This is a genomic window from Micromonospora sp. CPCC 205546 (assembly GCF_036902715.1).
Taxonomy (GTDB): Bacteria; Actinomycetota; Actinomycetes; order Mycobacteriales; family Micromonosporaceae; genus Micromonospora.
Genome location: NZ_JBAKHL010000049.1, coordinates 11,569 through 28,599, shown reverse-complemented (window position 1 = coordinate 28,599; position 17,031 = coordinate 11,569). Strand labels below are relative to the sequence as shown.

Here is a 17,031-nt window from a genome sequence, read left to right as displayed (position 1 = left end):
AAGGGGACGCGGTGATGGGTGAGCGGCGGCAGGAGCACGGCGAGGACGCGACGCCGGGCGTACCGCAGGACGCGGCGGCGCGCGAGACCCGGGAGGCGCAGGACGCCCACGGCGGGAGCATGGCGCCCGGTCTGGTGGACGACACCGGTCACCCGGTGGCGGCCGACCCGGCCGAGGTCGCCGGGGAGGACACCGCCGGCGGCTGAGCCGACCGCCGCGCGCCCACCAGGAGCGGCGGGGAACCCGGCTAATCGCTCGACCGGGCCGCCGGCCTCGGGCATCATCGCCCGATGACGGCAACCTCCCGTGCGCTCCTGCGCTGGCAGTTCGACCTGACGTGGTCGCTGTTCGAATACCATCTCGAACGCCTCGACGCGGCGGACTTCCTCTGGGAGCCGGCGGCGCACTGCTGGACGGTGCGTCCCGGCCCCGCCGGCGGGTGGACCCCCGACTGGGCCGACACCGAACCCGATCCCGTGCCGGTCCCGACGATCGGCTGGCTGTCGTGGCACATCGGCTGGTGGTGGACCGTGGCCATGGACCATCTCGGGGGACGGCCACCGCGGCAGCGCACCGACGTGGCCTGGCCGGGCCCGGGCGAGCCGACGATCGCCTGGCTGCGGGGCCTGCGCGCCGAGTGGCTCGGTCAGCTCGACCGCCTCACCGACGCCGACCTCGACCGCACCGTGTCGTTCCCGTGGCCGGACGACGCGGGGCACACGGTGGCGCACATGCTCGCCTGGGTCGACGCCGAGTTGATGAAGAACGTGGCCGAGATCGGTCAGCTCCGGCTGCTGCGCGTCGCGGGACGCGGCTGACCGCCGGACGCACGCGACCCGGCGACCCGGCCGTGCCCACCCGGGTGCGTACCGGTCACGACCGTCTGCCCCGGGTCCGCAGCGCGTCCTCCGTCCGAGGCTCGACGTGGGCGGCGTCGGGGAAGGACCGGCGTGCCGGTGCCGGGTCCGGCGGCGCGCCGGGGCCCGCCGGCCGCGTGGGCGTCGGTTCGACCGGGCCGAAACCGTGCCGCCCGGCCGGGCCGGACGGTCCCGCCGGCTCGTCGGCCCGCCGTTCTCCGCGCCGCCCCTCGGGTACGGCGGTCTCCTCGCTGCCCTCGTCCATGGGGTCGTGCTCGCCGGTGCCCCACGGCGGCTCCGCGTCCAGTCCGTCCCTGCTCACCCAGGGGGTTCTCGCCTCCGGTGTGCCTCGGTCCCCGCCGCGTCCGTCTCCTGCCGTCATGGCCACCTCGCTGGTCGGTCCGCCGGTACCGGCTCCGAATCCCCGTGACCGGGGCGGTCATGCCTCCGGGCGGCCCGGCGCCGGGATCCGGGCGGTCCGGGCACGCGCGCAGCGGCGTCCCGCCGCCGAGGAGTCGGCGGGACGCCGCTGCGCGGCACGTCGGTCAGCAGCGGCCGGACTTGGCCATCCGCTTCCTGTTGGCGGCGCCCATCGCCATCAGCGCGCCCATTCCCTTCGGCGTGTTGCGCATGCCGCCGACGCGTCCGAGCATCCCCCGGAACACCTCGCCGGGCTTCTGCTGCTCGCCCATGTACGCGGTCATCACGATGAGCGCCCCGGTCATCGCCGGGACCGCCCACTGCAACAGGCGCATCTGCCGCTGACACGACGCCACGTTCGACGGCGTGTGCGAGTTCGGTTCGGTGACCCCCTCGACCGCCGGCCCGCCGGCCTTCTCCAGCTTCATGCCGAGCAGCCGGCTGTAGCCGGTCACCGCCAGCGCGCCGACGGTCAACGCCGTCTTCAGCGTGCTGGCCCGGGCCACTCCCGACTGGGCGGCCACCCGGGGGCTCTCCGTCACCAGTTCCCCGACGGCCCCCGCCAGGTGGGCGCCGATCGCCGCGGCGTTCACCGGGGTCCACCGGGCCCAGCCGGCCGAGGCCATCGGCAAGCGCTGGGTCGAGTCGTTCATCTGTGCCGCCGCGCCGTTGACGCCGAACGCTCCCATCAGGGAGCCCCCGAACCAGGCCGCCAGGCCCAGATCGTGCATCGAGCGCAGTGCGGTGTGTCGTTCGGACATCTGATCCCCTTCCACCGTGTCGGGCGGTGCGGCATACCCGCCGCCCGGTCGGCTAATCCCGCCCGTCACCTGCTGATACGCCCCGGCGGCGCAGATACCGGGCCGGGGCGCCGGCAACCGACCGGCGACGGGGACCGGCCGGGAGGAGTCGCCGGGGCCGGTGGCGGGTAGATCGTCGGACGACCCGACGAGAGGGGAAGCGGATGTCGCAGCCCGAGGAGAGCCGGGAGAAGACCGCGTCGACCGACGCGGTGCTGATGCACCCGGACAACGATCCGCGCAAGACCACGGCCCAGGTGCCGCCGCCGGCCGAGCGCGGTGAGACCCGCGTGGAACGCGACGGCGAGATGGTGCCCGTCGACACCGACGAGTGACTGCACCTCCCGGGCGGCGCGCACGCCGCCCGGGAGCGGGCGTACGGGCACGGTGGCGAGGCCGGAAGCGAGGGAACGTGGGTGACGGGCGGGACCGGGCGGGAGAACCGGCGGTGGACCACGCGCGGATCTTCGACGCCGCGCCGTCGCCGTACCTGGTGCTCACCCCGGACCTGACGATCGTCGAGGTCAACGAGGCGTACCTGCGCGCCACCGCCCGTACCCGGGAGGAGTTGCTCGGGCGGGACGTGTTCGCCGCGTTCCCGGCGAACCCGGACGACCCGGAGGGCACCGGGGTGCCGAACCTGCGGGCCTCCCTGCTGCGGGCGCGGGAGACGGGGCGGGCGGACACGATGGCGTTGCAGCGCTACGACATCCCCGACGGCCTCGGCGGCTTCGTGCGGCGGTACTGGAGCCCGATGAACGTGCCGGTCCTCGACGACCACGGGCGCGTCGTGCTGCTGCTGCACCGACCCGAGGACGTCACGGACTTCGTCGAGCAACGGCAGCGGACCAGGGACGCGCAGGCCCGCGGCGAGAGCTTCCGGCGGCGCATGGAGGCGGCCGAGACCGACCTGTACGCCCGGGCGCGGGACCTGCGCGGCGCGCTGGAGGCCCAGGCGGTGGCGAACCGCCGCCTCGCCACCCTGGTCGACCTGGCCGCCGACCTGGCCGGCTGCGAGAGCGTCGCCGAGTTGACCGAGGTGGTCGTCGGCCGAGGACTCGGGGCGCTCGGCGCCGACGGCGGCGCCGTGGCAGTCCGGGACGACGACCTGCTACGGCTGACCCTCACCGACACCCTGGGTGACGGCACCCGCGCTCGCTACTCGGAGCTGCCACTGACCGGTCCGCTGCCGTCCAGCGTCTCGGCGTACGCGGGCCGCACGGTCTTCCTGCCCGACCGGGCCGCCGCGCTGGACTTCACGCCGGAGATGGCGGAGGTCGTCGACACCACGGGACTGCAGGCGTGGGCCTCACTGCCGCTGCGGGTGGGGGAGCGGCTGCTCGGCGCGCTGACCGTCGGCTGGCGCGCGCCGCACCCGTTCGAGCGGCGCGAGGTGGAGGTGCTGGGCGCGTTCGCGGCGCAGTGCGCGCAGACGCTGGACCGGATCCGGGTGCACGGGGAACAGCGGCGGACCTCGGAGACGCTGCAACGCAGCCTGCTCTCCGACCCGCCGCCGGTGGCCGGCCTCGACATCGCGGTGCGGTACCACCCGGCGGTGGAGCACGAGCAGGTCGGCGGGGACTGGTACGACGCGTTCCTCGCCGCCGACGGGGCCACCACCGTCGTGATCGGCGACGTCACCGGGCACGACCGCGCCGCGATGGCCGCGATGGCCCAGATCCGCAGCACCCTGCGCGGCGTCGCGTACGTGCTGGGTGAACCGCCGGCGGCGATCTTCGCCGGGCTCGAACGGGCCCTGCGCGGGCTGGGCGTGTCGACGCTCGCCTCGGCCGTGGTGGGGCACGTCCGCGTCCCGGACGCCGCCGGCGACCCGCGGCCGGCGCACCTCACCTGGTGCAACGCCGGCCATCCGCCGCCGGTGCTCGTGCACCCGGACGGCACCGCGCGACTGCTGGTCACCGACCCGGACCCGCTGCTCGGGGTCGGCCCGCTGCCCCGCCGCGACCACGAGCTCGCCCTCGAGCAGGGCGCGACCCTGGTGCTCTACACCGACGGGCTGGTCGAGCGCCGCGACACGCCCATCGACGTCGGCATCGAACGCCTGCGGGTGGCGGCCGGACGGCTGTGCCACCTGCCGCTGGAGGCGTTCTGCGACGCGCTGCTCGCCGGACTGACCGCCGAGCCCGACGACGACGTCGCCCTGCTGGCGCTGCGGGTCGGTTGAGGGCGCTCAGCGGGCCGGCAGGTCCGCCGCGAAGCGGGCCACCCGGGCCGCCAGCGGGCCGCTCGCGCGTACCCAGGTGAAGTGGTCCATCCGGGTGCCGGCCTGCGCCGCCGTGTAGTGCTCGCGGACGACGGGCGCCGCGGCGAGCTTCGCGCACAGGTGGTCGACGGTCTCGTGCGGGGTGTACTGGTCGTCGTCGACGCTGATCGCCAGCACGGGGGTGCGCAGCGTCCGCACGGCCGCCTCGGCGTCCACCCCGTCCAGGTGCGGGAAGCGCCCGGTGCGCGCCGTGTACGCCCAGTCCCGGATGACCCCGCGCGCCTGCCGGCCGCCGAAGCCCCAGCCCGGCCAGACGCCGAGCAGCCGGGCCGTCGCCGCGATCCCCTGGGTGTACGGCAGGACCCCGTACCCGCGCAGGCCCGGGTAGCTGCGCCACCACGGCACGCCGACGGCGACCAGCGCCAGCCCGTCGACGTCGTGCTCGCCGTGCACGGCGAGGCGCAGCAGGGCGGCCTGCCCGCCGAGGGAGTGCCCGAGCAGCAGCGTCCTGCGCCCGTCCCGCCGGGTCTTGAGCGCGGCCAGCGCGGCGCCGACGTCGCAGGCGAGTTCCGGGTAGCCGTACCGGCTGGCACGGCTCGGCTTCGGGGTGCTCTCCCCGGTGCCGCGCAGGTCGGCCACCGCCACGGCCAGGCCGGCGGCGCGCAGCGCGGCGGCGAAGGGCCGGTAGTAGCGCGCCCGGACGCCCATCGCGGGGGTGATCAGCACCAGCGGGGCGTCGGCGACGCCGTCCGGCTCGGGATACACCTGTAGCCCGATGCGGGCCCCGTCGACCTCGACGAACTCCTGCCGGTATTCCCCCGTCGCGTTCACCGTCCCAGGCTACGACCCAAAGCTACCGGCGGGTAACCTTCGGGTGGCGCGCGTCACGTCCCGCCCGCGCCCGTGTCACACCGCCGCCGCGGCGGGGCGGGCGACCGTGCTGACCGAGGCGTAGACCGAGCTGAGCTGCTCGGCGCAGCGCTTCCACGAGTACCGGTTGCGGACGCGGTCCAGCGCCGCCGTCGCGTACGCGAAACGACGGACCTTGTCGGCGAGCAGCCGGCGGATCGCGGTGCCCAGGGCCCGGGGGTCCCGGGGCGGCACGAGGTCACCGGTCAGGCCGTCGACCACGCTGTCGGCGATCCCGCCGACGTGCGTGCCGACCACCGGCACCCCGCACGCCATGCTCTCCAGCGAGGTGAGCCCGAACGGCTCGTACCAGGGGGCGGCCACCAGCAGGTCCGCCGAGCGGTACCAGCGGGCGAGTTCCTCCCGGGGCAGCCCGCCGAGCAGCTTCACCCGGTCGGCCACGCCGCAGGACTCGGCGAGCGCGCGGAGCCGGCGGGCGAAGCCGTCCGCGGGGAGCAGCTTCGCCGGCGGACCGCCGATCACCACGCACTCGGCGTCCGGCACGCCCGGCAGGGCCCGGACGACGTCCTGGATGCCCTTGTGCTCCACCAGCCGGCCCACGGTGACGATGCGGGGGCGGGCCGGGTCGCGCGGGGCGACGGGCCCGTCGGGGCGGAACAGCTCCTGGTCGACCCCGGCGGGGACCAGCGTCATCCGCGACCGGGGCACGCCGAGGCGGACCAGCTCGCCGACCTCGTCCTGGCTCTGCACGACGACCCGGTCGGCGGCCCGCCCCAGGGCCCGCTCGTAGCCCACCCGGCCCGGCGCGCCGGTGTCCTGGTCGCCCCGCAACCGCCGCCTGACGGAGCCGAGGCTGTGGTACGTCAGCACCACCGGCACTCCCGTGCGTCGACCGGCGTGCAGGGTGGCCAGCCCGCTCGTCCAGAAGTGGGCGTGCGCGACGTCCGGCACCCAGTCGCCGTCGTGCCACTGACCGGCCAGCCAGCGTCCGAACTCGCCCATGTGTGGCAGCAACTCGTCTCTCGGCACCCGTAGCGCCGGACCGGCCGGCACGTGGCACACCTGGTAGCCGTCGGGCGTGAGCACGGAGTCGGGCAGCGCGGTGGAGTCCCGGCGGGTGTAGACGCGAAGGTCGTGCCCCTCGTCGGCCAGGGCGGCGGCGAGTTCCGCCACGTGCGTGTGCTGACCGCCGGATTCCCCCGCCCCTGCGACAGCGAGTGGACTGGCGTGCTCCGAGATCATCGCGATACGCATGTGCATCCTCCATCGGCCGGCCCGTCGGCGGGGACCCGGGTGAGCCCCGGGGCTGCTCCTCGCTGCCCGGCGGGCCCCGCCGCACAAGTCCCTACCCTCGACCTCCCCTCCTAACCGCCACCTGCCCGGCTCGTGGGTCGGGTGTGGAGACACCGGCGGGCGGCGGGGTGAACCACCCCGCCGCCCGTGACCGTCGCGCGCCCACCTGCGGTGACCGTCGCGCGTCCCCGGGTCAGGACCGGTCGTCGTGGAGCATGCCCGGCCCGAAGACCTCGTAGGCGATCCGCTCCACCGGCACCCCCCGGCGCAGCAGGCCGCCGCGGACCGTGTTCATGAACGGCAGCGGCCCGCAGAGGTGCACGTGGGCGTCGGGGGAGAGCGGGATCAGCGCCGGGTCGACCCGGCCGCAGGTCACCTCGGCGGCCACCTCGACCAGTTCGCCGTCGGTGAGGTCCTCGTACCAGAGTGCCGTGCGCAGGTTGGGCAGCGCGGCGTGCAGGCGCGGCAGTTCGCCGCGGAACGCGTGCGCCGCGCCGGCCCGGTCGGCGTGCACCAGCACCACCGGACGCTGCGGCTCGGTGGCGGCCAGGTGCTCCAGCGCGGCCATCGCCGGGGTCAGCCCGATGCCTGCGCTGACCAGCAGCAGCGGGCCATCCCCGGCCACCGCGCTGACCTCGCCGAACGGCGGGCTGAGCCGCAGGACGTCGCCGACCCCGACGTGCTCGTGCAGGAAGCTGGAGACCATGCCGTCGGGGGCGCCGCCGAGGCCGCGTACGCGCTTGACGGTGATCCGCCAGTGCTCGGCGCCGGGGCGGCCGGAGAGGCTGTACTGGCGGATCTGCTGACCGCGCCCGCCGTCCAGGTCGACCGCGACCGAGGTGTACTGGCCCGGGACGAACGTGGGCACCGGTCCGCCGTCGGCCGGGACCAGGGTGAACGACACCACGTCGAGCGCCTCGGTGGCCCGGGCGACGACGCGCCAGTCCCGCCAGACGGTTTCGCCCTCGGCCAGCCCGGCCTCGGTGTAGAGGCGGGCCTCCCGGGCGATCAGCTCGCAGGCCAGCAGCCAGTAGACCTCGTCCCAGGCCGCCGCCACCTCGGCGGTGACGGCGTCGCCGAGCACCTCGCCGACGGCGGCGAGCAGGTGTCGGCCGACGATCGTGTACTGGGTGGCGGTGATGCCGAGCGAGGCGTGCTTGTGCGCGATGCGGTCCAGGATCGGCCCCCACGGCGCGTGGCTGCCGCCGGTCAGGTGCTCCGCGTACGCGACCACGGCGGCCGCGAGGGCGGCCTTCTGGGTGCCGGTGGCCTGGTTGCTGCGGTTGAAGATGTCGAGCAGTTCGGGGTGCGCGTCGAACATCCGCTGGTAGAACCGGCCGGTGATCGCCTCGCCGTGCGCCTGCACGGCGGGCAGGGTCGCCGTCACCACTGCTGCTGAGGACTCCGAGAGCACGACTGTTCTCCTTCTGGGCTGGAACCGCTCGGGCTTCGACAGCAAAACAAGTATTGGATATACCTCTTTAGGGCCGAAGGTCCCGGGTCGGGGGTCGTCCGGATCACATCCAGGGCCCGCTCGGCCGTGGTGGAGGCTCGACCGCCGTGGCTAGGGTCGGGACGTGAAGCTCAACCGGTCCACCGACATGGCGCTGCGCATCGCCATGCTCGCCGCCGCGAACCCGCGACGGATGACCGTGGACGAGCTGTCCGACCAGCTCGACCTGCCCCGCAACCACGTCGCCAAGGTGGTGCAGCGGTTGCAGCGGCTCGGGGTGCTGGTCACCATCCGGGGCCGCTCCGGCGGGGTGACCTTCGCCGAGGGCGGGGGGTCGGTCACGGTCGGGCACGTGGTGCGGGCCTTCGAGGGCGACGACGAGGTGGTGTCCTGCGACGAGCCGGCCTGCTCCCTGCGCGCGGCCTGCCGGCTGCGGGGCGAGCTGCGCCGGGCCCGGGACGCCTTCCTCGGCGTGCTGGACGGCGTGACCCTCGGCGGGCTCGTCGACGGGCCGACAGGTGCGGCGCTGCTCGCCCTCGGCCTGCCCCGCCCCCGGCCGGAGCCCGACGCGTCGCCGCGCCCCGCCGTCCCGCCGACGCCTCGACGGGCCGTACCCGATCGGATCTGAGGAGCGACGATGCCCGGTAGCGCGGTCTCCCACCCGGTGTTCGCGCGGGTGTTCCAACGGGCGAGCGTGGCGATGGACCGTGCGGGGGTGGCCGCCCACCGGCGGCGGCTCGTCGCCGGTCTCGCGGGCCGGGTGATCGAGGTGGGCGCCGGCAACGGCCGCACCTTCGCCCACTACCCGGGCACCGTCGAGCGGGTGCTGGCGGTCGAGCCGGAGCCCCGGCTCCGGGCGGCGGCCCGGGCGGCGGCGGCCGGTGCTCCCGTACCCGTGGCGGTGGTCGACGGCCTCGCCGAGGCGCTGCCGGCGCCCGACGGCGACGCCGACGCGGTGGTGCTGTCCCTGGTCCTCTGCTCGGTGGCAGACCAGGCCGCCGCGCTGCGCGAGGCCCACCGGGTGCTGCGGCCCGGCGGGCAGGTGCGCTTCTTCGAGCACGTACGCGCGCAGACACCGGGTTTGCGCCGCGCGCAGCGGCTGGTCGACGCGACCCTCTGGCCGTTGCTCTGCGGCGGCTGCCACACGGGCCGCGACACGGTGGCCGCGATCCGGGCCGCCGGCTTCACCGTCACCGAGTTGGACGCGTTCCGCTTCCCCGACGGCCGGCTGCCGGCCCCCGCCGCCCCGCACGTGCTCGGCACGGCCACCCGCGACTGACCTTCGCCCGTCGGTCCTCGGCCGGTCCGACCCGGACGCGACGGAACCCCGTGCCGTCCGGCACGGGGTTCCACCGACGGGATCGCGGTCAGGAGATCGTGATCGAGCCGTCCCCCGCGCGGACGCAGGCCACGGAACGCGCACCGGTGGTGGCCGCGCCCGTCAGGCACTGCCCGAGCACCTGGTGGCCGGCGGCGTTCGGGTGCCAGGACTCCTGGCAGGTCTGGAAGTAGCTCACGCAGGTGTTCGCGATCCGCTGGATGGCGATCTTGTCCTTGCCGGAGAGGCTGGTCACGAAGACGCCGTTCGGCGGGCTGTCCTGCAGCCGGATCGGGGTGGCCAGGGTCCCGGTCGGGCTGGTGCCGGACTCGCAGAGCCGGGCGCCGTCGAAGGCCCGCTGCACGTTGAGGTAGACCAGGTCGGCACCGGGGAACTCGGCGGCCAGGGTGTCCCGGGTGGACTTCACCAGGGTGCCCAGCCCCTGCGAGAAGCGGTGTCCCGGCAGCAGGCTGGCGCGGTGGATCGGGCAACCGGCCGCGTACCGCTCGGCGCCCAGCGCGCGGAACTTGTCCCGGGTGTCGCTGCGGTTGTCCTCCTCGTGGAAGCGTGCCTCGAGGTCGAGCGGCAGCGGGTTGGTGTAGTCCTGCAGGACGATCCGGTGCTGACCGTCGGCGTCGATCTCGCGCAGCGTGGTGAGGAGCTGGCGTACGGCCGAGGTGGTCTCCGCGGTCGCGGCGCTCCACTGGGCGGCGGTGGCCAGGTCGGCGTCGGTGCAGGGCTTCTGCTCCACCGGCCCGCCCAGGTAGGCCCAGAACTCCCACCAGCCGGTCCAGGCGTCGGCGATGAACCGGTTGGCGCACTTCTCCGCGACGTTGCCGAAGGTGAACGAGCTGTTGTTCGAGCCGAGCCCGAGCAGCACCAGGTCGATGTCGTGGGTCCGGCTGACCGCGCGGAGCTGGTCGAGCTGGGCGGCCACCTGGCGGCCGTTGGCGCGGGCGGACGAGGCGGCCGCGATGTCGTGCGGCTGCCCGCCGGAGCAGGCGAGGTTGAACCGGTCCTGGATGCCGGGCAGGTTCGCCCGGTGCAGCGAGGCGTTCGCCGAGCGGTGGCAGAAGAACGCGTTGTTGTTCGCGGCGGTCCAACCCGGGAAGCCCTGGGCGACGCCGTTGACGTCGGCCACCGGGGTGTACGCCCCGGCGCCCTCACCGCTGATGAAGCTGTCGCCGAGCGCCACCGCGGCGGTGGGCGGCGCCGCCGAGGCCGGGGCGGCCAGCCCGACGGCGGTCGACAGCGTCGCGGTCGCGACGGCTAGTGCCGCCGCGAGTGCGGTACGACGGAACCTGGACATGACGTCCCCCATCTGTCCATCGAAATATGAAAGATCCTCTGAGACCGAGATCACATCACCTCGGCGCGACGGACGTCAATGGTCGGTGGCAAATTCCCCCCACGAGGCGGGGGAGGACCCGGTCGGCGACGCCTCCCGTCGGGAAGCCCGGCCGCGGCGTCGTTGTTGTTCCGGCTGGATCGACCCGTCGCCGGCCCGTCCGCGAACCGGTCACGGTGGCGCCGACGCGGCGGATCCGGACGCGACGGGTGACCGCGCCGCCCGGGCCCGCCCGTCGCGAGGCGCCTGCCCCGCTGCGGGGCGCCGTCGTCCTGTCGCATCTCCCGGTTAGGCTCGCTGCGGCGCGCCGGCCGGCCCACGACACGTCGGACGCGGCACCACATCGCCGAGACCTGGGAGTACGACCAGTTGACCGCAGAGCCTGAGACCCTGTACGGAGCCGACGACCTCACGCACCTCGAGGGGCTGGACGCCGTCCGCAAGCGGCCCGGCATGTACATCGGCTCCACCGACAGCCGTGGCGTGGGTCACCTCGTCAACGAGATCCTCGACAACTCCACCGACGAGGGCGTCGCCGGCCACGCCACGAAGGTGGCGGTGACCCTGCACGCCGACGGCTCGGTCCAGGTCGACGACGACGGGCGGGGCATCCCCACCGACGTGCACGCCAAGTCCGGCATCTCCGGCGTCGAGCTGGTGCTCACCCGGCTGCACGCGGGCGGCAAGTTCGGCGGCTCCGGCTACAAGACCTCCGGCGGTCTGCACGGCGTGGGCGCCTCGGCGGTCAACGCGCTGTCCCGCCGGTTCGACGTCACGGTCCGTCGGGGCGGCAAGGTCCACGCGATGTCGTTCCGGCACGGCGTGCCGGGGATCTTCGACGGCGACGGGCCCGACGCCACCTTCACCCCGGGCCCCGGGCTCCAGATCGTCGGCGCGATGAAGCGCGGCCAGCGCACCGGCACCTCGATCCGCTGGTGGCACGACGCGCGCTACTTCGAGACCGGCGCCACCCTGGACGCCGACGCGGTGCGCACGAAGCTGCGCAACACCGCGTTCCTGGTGCCGGGCGTGAACTACACGCTGCGCGACCACACCGGGGAGGAGCCGACCGAGGAGAGCTTCCACTACCCGAACGGCCTCACCGACATGGTGGAGTTCCTCGCGCCGGCCGGCGACCGGCCCGTCTCCGGCATGCTGATGGTCACCGGCGAGGGCACCTACCGGGAGAACGCCGCCGACGCCAACGGGGTCATGCAGTCCAACGTGCAGCGCCGCGCCGAGGTCGAGGTGGCCTTCCGCTGGGGCACCGGCTACGAGCGCACCGTCGAGTGCTTCACCAACACCATCCGCAACGCGCACGGCGGCACCCACCGCAAGGGCTTCGAGCGGGGCCTGGCGCGTACCCTCGCCGACGCCATCCGCAACACCCGTGGCCTGCTCAAGGCCAAGGAGGACCCGCCCACCCTGGACGACGTCCTGGAGGGCATGACCGCAGTCGTGCACGTCCGGATCCCGGAGCCCCAGTTCACCTCGCAGACGAAGGACGAGCTCTCCACCGCCGGCATCACCAAGGTGATCCAGGCGCTGGTCGAGCAGCACCTGAAGGCGTGGCTGGAGGACCGCAGGACCAAGGCCGAGGCGCGTACGGTCCTGCAGAAGATCGTCGACGCGGCGCGCGTACGGCTGACCCAGAAGCAGCAGAAGGACGCCGCCCGGCGCAAGACCGCGCTGGAGGGCGCGTCGATGCCGCCCAAGCTGGTCGACTGCCGGGCCACCGGGGTCGATCGCAGCGAGCTGTTCATCGTCGAAGGCGACAGCGCGTTGGGGTGCTTTACCGGCGACACCATGGTGGCGCTCGCCTCGGGTGAGGCCAGGTCCTTCGCCGATCTGGCAGCCGACTGGGCCCAGGGGGTGACTCACTTCGGCTACACGACCAACAAGGCTGGCCGCGTGGTGATCGCCCCGCTGGTGGAACCGCGTCTGACCAAGCGAGACGCTGCGCTCGTCCGAGTCACCCTCGACAACGGCGAGTCGGTGCGGTGCACGCCGGATCACCTCTTCCGGCTACGTGACGGCTCATACCGGCGTGCCGACGCCCTGGCTTCCGGCGACTCGCTGATGCCGCTGTACCGAAGCGTCTCCAGTAAGGCAGAGGGACACAACCTGCACGGATACGAACGGATCTGGATGAACGATCGCGAGGAGTGGGTCTACACCCACTACCTCGCGGATGCGTGGAATCTCCGTCACGGAAAGGACAGCGCCGCCAACGGCAACGTCCGTCACCACGTCGACATCAACAAGCGCAACAACGATCCGCGGAACATCCAGCGCATGACCTGGGCCGGCCACTCGGCACTGCACGCCGCGATGATGGGCGAGCACGTCCAGGCGGGCTGGCGTGAGTGGTTCGACAACGGTGGCCGGGAATTCAAATCCGCCATGCTCACCGCTCAGTGGCGTGATCCTGCCTTCCGCGAGGCATGCCTTGCCCGCCTGTTCGCGCTCAACGAGTCACCCGCATTCAGGGCGAAGATCGAACAGGCCTTCCAGGACTGGTACAACGCGCTCAGCGACGACGAGCGACGTGCCTACGCCGATCGGATGCGCGACCGACAGGCGCAGTACTGGTCGAAGCCTGAGCACCGGGAGGCCGCCGCCGACCGCGTCCGCAGGTTCTTTGCCGATCCCGCTCGTCGCCAGGAGTGGCGTGACCGTGCGGTACGGCAGTGGGACGATCCCGGGTTGCGTGCCTGGCGTTCGCAAAAGACCGTCGAACAGTTCGTCGACCCTGCCGAGCGGGAACGCCAGCGCAACGCGGTGCTGGCCTGGCACGAGGACAATCCGGAATTCGGCGAACGCCACTCGCGTCTGATGAAGCGGCGGATGCCGGACCCGGCTACCGGTCACCTCGGCAAGGCCCAGGCGGGCCGGGCCGCATACGGGGCCAGTGTGCCCCGGGCGCAACGGGTGGGTCGCCAGCAGGAGGGCACGCGCCTGGCAGCGCTTCGGCGCCTCGCCCCGCTGCTGGCGCTGCCGGACGCCGAACTTGCGCAAGCGTACGAGGCGGAGCGGCTCCGGAGCGCGCGCACCGGTCTGCGGTTCGACCGGCTCCTCGCCCTCCACGACGGCGACCACACTCGTCTGCGGGAGTCTGTCGGCCTGGTCAACCACCATGTCGTGTCGGTGGAGCGACTCGACGAGACCGAAGACGTGTATGACCTGACGGTCGAGGGTTACCACAACTTCGCCCTTGAGGCCGGGGTCTTCGTCCACAACAGTGCGCGGGTTGCCCGCACCGCCGAATACCAGGCGCTCCTTCCGATCCGGGGCAAGATTCTCAACGTGCAGAAGGCCAACCTCCAGCAGGTGCTGGACAACGCCGAGTGCGCGGCCATCGTGCAGGTGCTCGGCGCCGGCTCCGGCCGCACGTTCGACCTGTCCGCCATGCGCTACGGCCGAGTGCTGATCATGGCGGACGCCGACGTGGACGGCGCGCACATCCGCACCCTGCTGATCACGCTCTTCGCCCGCTACATGCGACCGCTGATCGAGGCCGGCCGGCTCTACGCGGCGATGCCGCCCCTGCACAAGATCACCACCAGGGGGCGCAACCCGCAGACGATCTACACCTACACCCAGGCGGAGATGGAGGCGACGGTCCGCAAGCTGGAGAAGGCCGGCAAGCAGATCGTCACCCCGATCCCGCGATTCAAGGGCCTCGGCGAGATGGACGCCGACGAGCTGTGGGAGACGACGATGAACCCGGCCACCCGGGCCGTCCGCCGGATCACCCTCGACGACGTCGACGCCGCCGAGCGGATCCTCGAACTGCTGATGGGGGAGAAGGTCGAGCCGCGCCGCAACTGGCTGATCGACTCCGCCGACCGGGTCGACCGCGAGGCGATCGACGCATGACCAGGCCCGCCACCACCCGCCGGGAAGTGAGCTGAACGATGGCACGCCGCAAGGACGACCGCGCCAAGGTGGACCTGTCCGCCTTCGACCAGGCCGGCGCGCGGGTCTTCGACAACCCGCTGGTCACCGAGGTCTCCGACTCCTACCTGGAGTACGCCTTCTCGGTGATCCACTCCCGGGCCCTGCCCGACGCCCGCGACGGCCTCAAGCCGGTGCACCGACGCATCCTCTACGCGATGAACGAGGCGGGCTTCCGCCCCGATCGGGCACACGTGAAGTCCGCCCGGGTCGTCGGCGACGTGATGGGCCGCTACCACCCGCACGGCGACACGGCCATCTACGACGCGATGGTCCGGCTCGCGCAGGACTTCTCGCTGAACGTGCCACTCATCGACGGGCATGGAAATTTTGGAAGCCCGGACGACGGGCCGGCGGCGGCGCGCTACACCGAGGCCCGGATGTCGCGGGAGGCGATGCTGCTCGTCGGCGAGCTGGGCGAGGACACGGTCGACGTCGAGCCCAACTACGACGGCTCGCTGACCCAGCCCACGGTGCTGCCCGCCGCGTTCCCCAACCTGCTGGTCAACGGCGCGTCGGGCATCGCGGTCGGCATGGCGACCAACATGATCCCGCACAATCTCGGCGAGGTCGTCTCCGCCGCCCGTTGGCTGATCAACCACCCGGACGCCACGCTCGACAAGCTCATGGAGTTCGTCCCCGGTCCGGATCTGCCCACCGGTGGCGTGCTGCTCGGGCTCGACGAGGTGCGCCGGGCCTACGAGACCGGGCGCGGCGTCGTCCGGATGCGGGGCAAGGTCGAGATCGGCCCGCTGGAGGGCAGCCGGGGCCGGCAGGCGATCACCGTCGTGGAGCTGCCCTACGGCGTCGGCGCCGAGAAGGTCATCGCGGCCATCACCAACGAGGTCAACAAGACCAAGCGGCTCACCGGCATCGCCGACGTCAAGGACCTCACCGACCGGGAGAGCGGCACCCGCCTGGTGATCGAGTGCAAGGTCGGGGTCAACCCGCAGGCGCTGCTCGCCGACCTCTACCGGCTCACCCCGCTGGAGCAGTCGTTCGGCGTCAACAACCTGGTGCTGGTCGACGGGCAGCCGCAGACCCTCGGGCTGAAGGCGCTGCTGGACGTCTTCCTGGCCCACCGCTACGAGGTCGTGACCCGGCGCAGCTCCTACCGCCGCCGCAAGCGCCAGGAGCGGCTGCGCCTGGTCGACGGCCTGCTGATCGCCCTGCTCGACATCGACCGGGTGGTCAAGCTGATCCGGGCCAGCGACGACGCCCAGGCCGCCAAGGACGGCCTGATGCAGAAGTTCAAGCTCTCCGAGATCCAGGCCACCTACATCCTGGACACTCCGCTGCGCCGGCTGACCAGATACGACCGGATCGAGCTGGAGGCCGAGCAGGAGAAGCTCCGCAAGGAGATCGCCGAGCTCTCCACGATCCTCGACGACCCGAAGGTGCTGAAGAAGGTCGTCTCCGACGAGCTGGCGGCGGTGGTGAAGCAGTTCGGCGCGCCGCGCCGCACCACGCTCGTCGACGGGGACCTCAAGGAGGTGCTGGCCGCGTCCGCGCCGGCCGGCCCGCTGGAGGTCGCCGACGACCCCTGCCAGGTGATCCTCTCCGCGACCGGGCTGGTCGCCCGGACCGCGGCCGAGTCGGAGGAGGCGTCCGAGGGGCGCCGGCGGCACGGCCGGGTCAAGCACGACGCCGTACGCGCCGTCGTGCACTCCACCGCCCGGGGCCGGGTGCTGCTGGTGACCAGCGCCGGGCGGGCGTTCAAGGTCGACGTGCTGCCGCTGCCGGTCCTGCCCGAGCAGGCGGGGACGGTGTCGCTGCGCGGCGGGATGGCCGCCGCCGAGGTGGTGCCGCTGCAACCGGGGGAGACCGTGGTCGGGCTGGCGCCGCTCGGGCCGGCGGCCGAGGGCTCCCCGGGCCTGGCCCTGGGCACCCGACAGGGCGTGGTCAAGGTCTGCGCGCCGGAGTGGCCCGTCCGCTCCGACGAGTTCGAGGTGATCGGGCTGCGGGAGGGCGACGAGGTGGTCGGGGCGACCTGGCTCACCGACGGCGCGGAGACGCTGACCTTCGTCACCTCGGAGGCGTCGCTGCTGCGCTTCGCCGCCGGGCTGGTCCGGCCGCAGGGGACCAAGGGCGGCGGCATGTCGGGCATCAACCTGCCCGCCGGTTCCCGGGTGGTGTTCTTCGGCGCGATCCGCACCGACGACCCGGGTCACGGCGAGCCGATGGTGGTGACCTCCACGGGCGCCACCGTGAAGGTCACGCCGTTCCAGGCGTACCCGGCGAAGGGGCGGGCCACCGGCGGGGTGCGTGCCCACCGGTTCCTCAAGGGTGAGACCGACGTGGCCGTCGCCTGGGTCGGGCCGCGTCCGGTGGCCGCCACCGCCACCGGTGAGCCGGTGGAGCTGCCGGCGGCGGACCCGCGCCGCGACGGCTCCGGCTTCGCGGTGATGCTGGGCCCCACCGTGGTCGGCCACCAGATCGAACGCGACTGACCCACCCGCGCGGAGGGGCCGGCCGCGCACGCGGCCCGGCC

The 17,031-nt window shown here is 73.5% G+C and carries 13 protein-coding genes and 3 pseudogenes; 10 read left to right on the top strand and 6 right to left on the bottom strand.

Translation table 11 applies throughout. The annotated features are described in order from the left end of the window. Nucleotides 1–14 precede the first annotated feature (14 nt). Complete coding sequence (locus V6U77_RS21520; protein WP_334608271.1) at nt 15–206, top strand: GTPase activator; 192 nt, start codon at nt 15–17, stop codon at nt 204–206. A gap of 84 nt (nt 207–290) precedes the next feature. Next, nucleotides 291–818, top strand: a complete 528-nt coding sequence (locus V6U77_RS21515; protein WP_334608270.1) for a DinB family protein — start codon at nt 291–293, stop codon at nt 816–818. A 55-nt stretch (nt 819–873) separates the two neighbouring features. Here the strand turns inward: V6U77_RS21515 and V6U77_RS21510 are convergent, their stop codons facing one another. Both V6U77_RS21510 and V6U77_RS21505 read right to left on the bottom strand, forming a co-directional pair. Beyond that, nucleotides 874–1,179: a hypothetical protein gene (locus V6U77_RS21510; RefSeq protein WP_334608268.1), complete on the bottom strand. Its 306-nt coding sequence runs from the start codon at nt 1,177–1,179 to the stop codon at nt 874–876. Nucleotides 1,180–1,402: 223 nt separating this feature from the next. Then, on the bottom strand, nt 1,403–2,038 hold the full coding sequence (locus tag V6U77_RS21505; protein ID WP_334608267.1) for a hypothetical protein: 636 nt from the start codon (nt 2,036–2,038) through the stop codon (nt 1,403–1,405). Between the two features lie 203 nt (nt 2,039–2,241). Between V6U77_RS21505 and V6U77_RS21500 the strand changes: the two genes are divergently transcribed. Both V6U77_RS21500 and V6U77_RS21495 read left to right on the top strand, forming a co-directional pair. Next, entirely contained in the window at nt 2,242–2,412 is a 171-nt protein-coding gene (locus V6U77_RS21500; protein WP_172896549.1) for a hypothetical protein, read from the top strand. A gap of 77 nt (nt 2,413–2,489) precedes the next feature. After that, entirely contained in the window at nt 2,490–4,262 is a 1,773-nt protein-coding gene (locus V6U77_RS21495) for a SpoIIE family protein phosphatase (protein ID WP_334608264.1), read from the top strand. A gap of 6 nt (nt 4,263–4,268) precedes the next feature. Here the strand turns inward: V6U77_RS21495 and V6U77_RS21490 are convergent, their stop codons facing one another. From V6U77_RS21490 to V6U77_RS21480, 3 genes are all read right to left on the bottom strand, one after another. Then, entirely contained in the window at nt 4,269–5,132 is an 864-nt protein-coding gene (locus V6U77_RS21490; protein WP_334608262.1) for an alpha/beta hydrolase family protein, read from the bottom strand. A 75-nt stretch (nt 5,133–5,207) separates the two neighbouring features. Further along, nucleotides 5,208–6,425 carry a glycosyltransferase gene (locus tag V6U77_RS21485; RefSeq protein WP_334608261.1) on the bottom strand — a complete coding sequence of 406 codons (1,218 nt, stop codon included), beginning with the start codon at nt 6,423–6,425 and terminating at the stop codon, nt 5,208–5,210. Nucleotides 6,426–6,657: 232 nt separating this feature from the next. Beyond that, complete coding sequence (locus V6U77_RS21480; RefSeq protein ID WP_334608307.1) at nt 6,658–7,920, bottom strand: globin domain-containing protein; 1,263 nt, start codon at nt 7,918–7,920, stop codon at nt 6,658–6,660. Between the two features lie 121 nt (nt 7,921–8,041). On the opposite strand from V6U77_RS21480, the gene V6U77_RS21475 reads away from it, so the two are divergent. Together V6U77_RS21475 and V6U77_RS21470 are read left to right on the top strand one after the other, a co-directional pair. Further along, nucleotides 8,042–8,545 (top strand): RrF2 family transcriptional regulator, encoded by a 504-nt coding sequence (locus V6U77_RS21475; RefSeq protein ID WP_334608259.1) that lies wholly within the window; start codon nt 8,042–8,044, stop codon nt 8,543–8,545. A 9-nt stretch (nt 8,546–8,554) separates the two neighbouring features. Beyond that, the gene (locus V6U77_RS21470; protein ID WP_334608258.1) at nt 8,555–9,196 is read left to right on the top strand and encodes a class I SAM-dependent methyltransferase; all 642 of its coding nucleotides are present in this window, start codon (nt 8,555–8,557) and stop codon (nt 9,194–9,196) included. An 88-nt stretch (nt 9,197–9,284) separates the two neighbouring features. Here the strand turns inward: V6U77_RS21470 and V6U77_RS21465 are convergent, their stop codons facing one another. Beyond that, nucleotides 9,285–10,544, bottom strand: a complete 1,260-nt coding sequence (locus V6U77_RS21465) for a hypothetical protein (protein ID WP_334608256.1) — start codon at nt 10,542–10,544, stop codon at nt 9,285–9,287. Between the two features lie 215 nt (nt 10,545–10,759). Here V6U77_RS21465 and V6U77_RS21460 point away from each other — a divergent pair. The 4 genes and pseudogenes from V6U77_RS21460 to V6U77_RS21445 form a co-directional block, all read left to right on the top strand. Continuing rightward, nucleotides 10,760–12,371: pseudogene (locus V6U77_RS21460) on the top strand (ATP-binding protein); the annotation flags it as partial. After that, nucleotides 12,366–13,817, top strand: a pseudogene (locus tag V6U77_RS21455) (ATP-binding protein); the annotation flags it as partial. The pseudogenes V6U77_RS21460 and V6U77_RS21455, both read left to right, overlap by 6 nt. A 6-nt stretch (nt 13,818–13,823) precedes the next feature. Beyond that, nucleotides 13,824–14,462: pseudogene (locus V6U77_RS21450) on the top strand (toprim domain-containing protein); the annotation flags it as partial. Between the two features lie 38 nt (nt 14,463–14,500). Continuing rightward, a complete protein-coding gene (locus tag V6U77_RS21445) occupies nt 14,501–16,990 on the top strand; it encodes a DNA gyrase/topoisomerase IV subunit A (RefSeq protein WP_334608252.1) in 2,490 nt (829 codons plus the stop codon). The last annotated feature ends 41 nt before the right edge of the window (nt 16,991–17,031 follow it).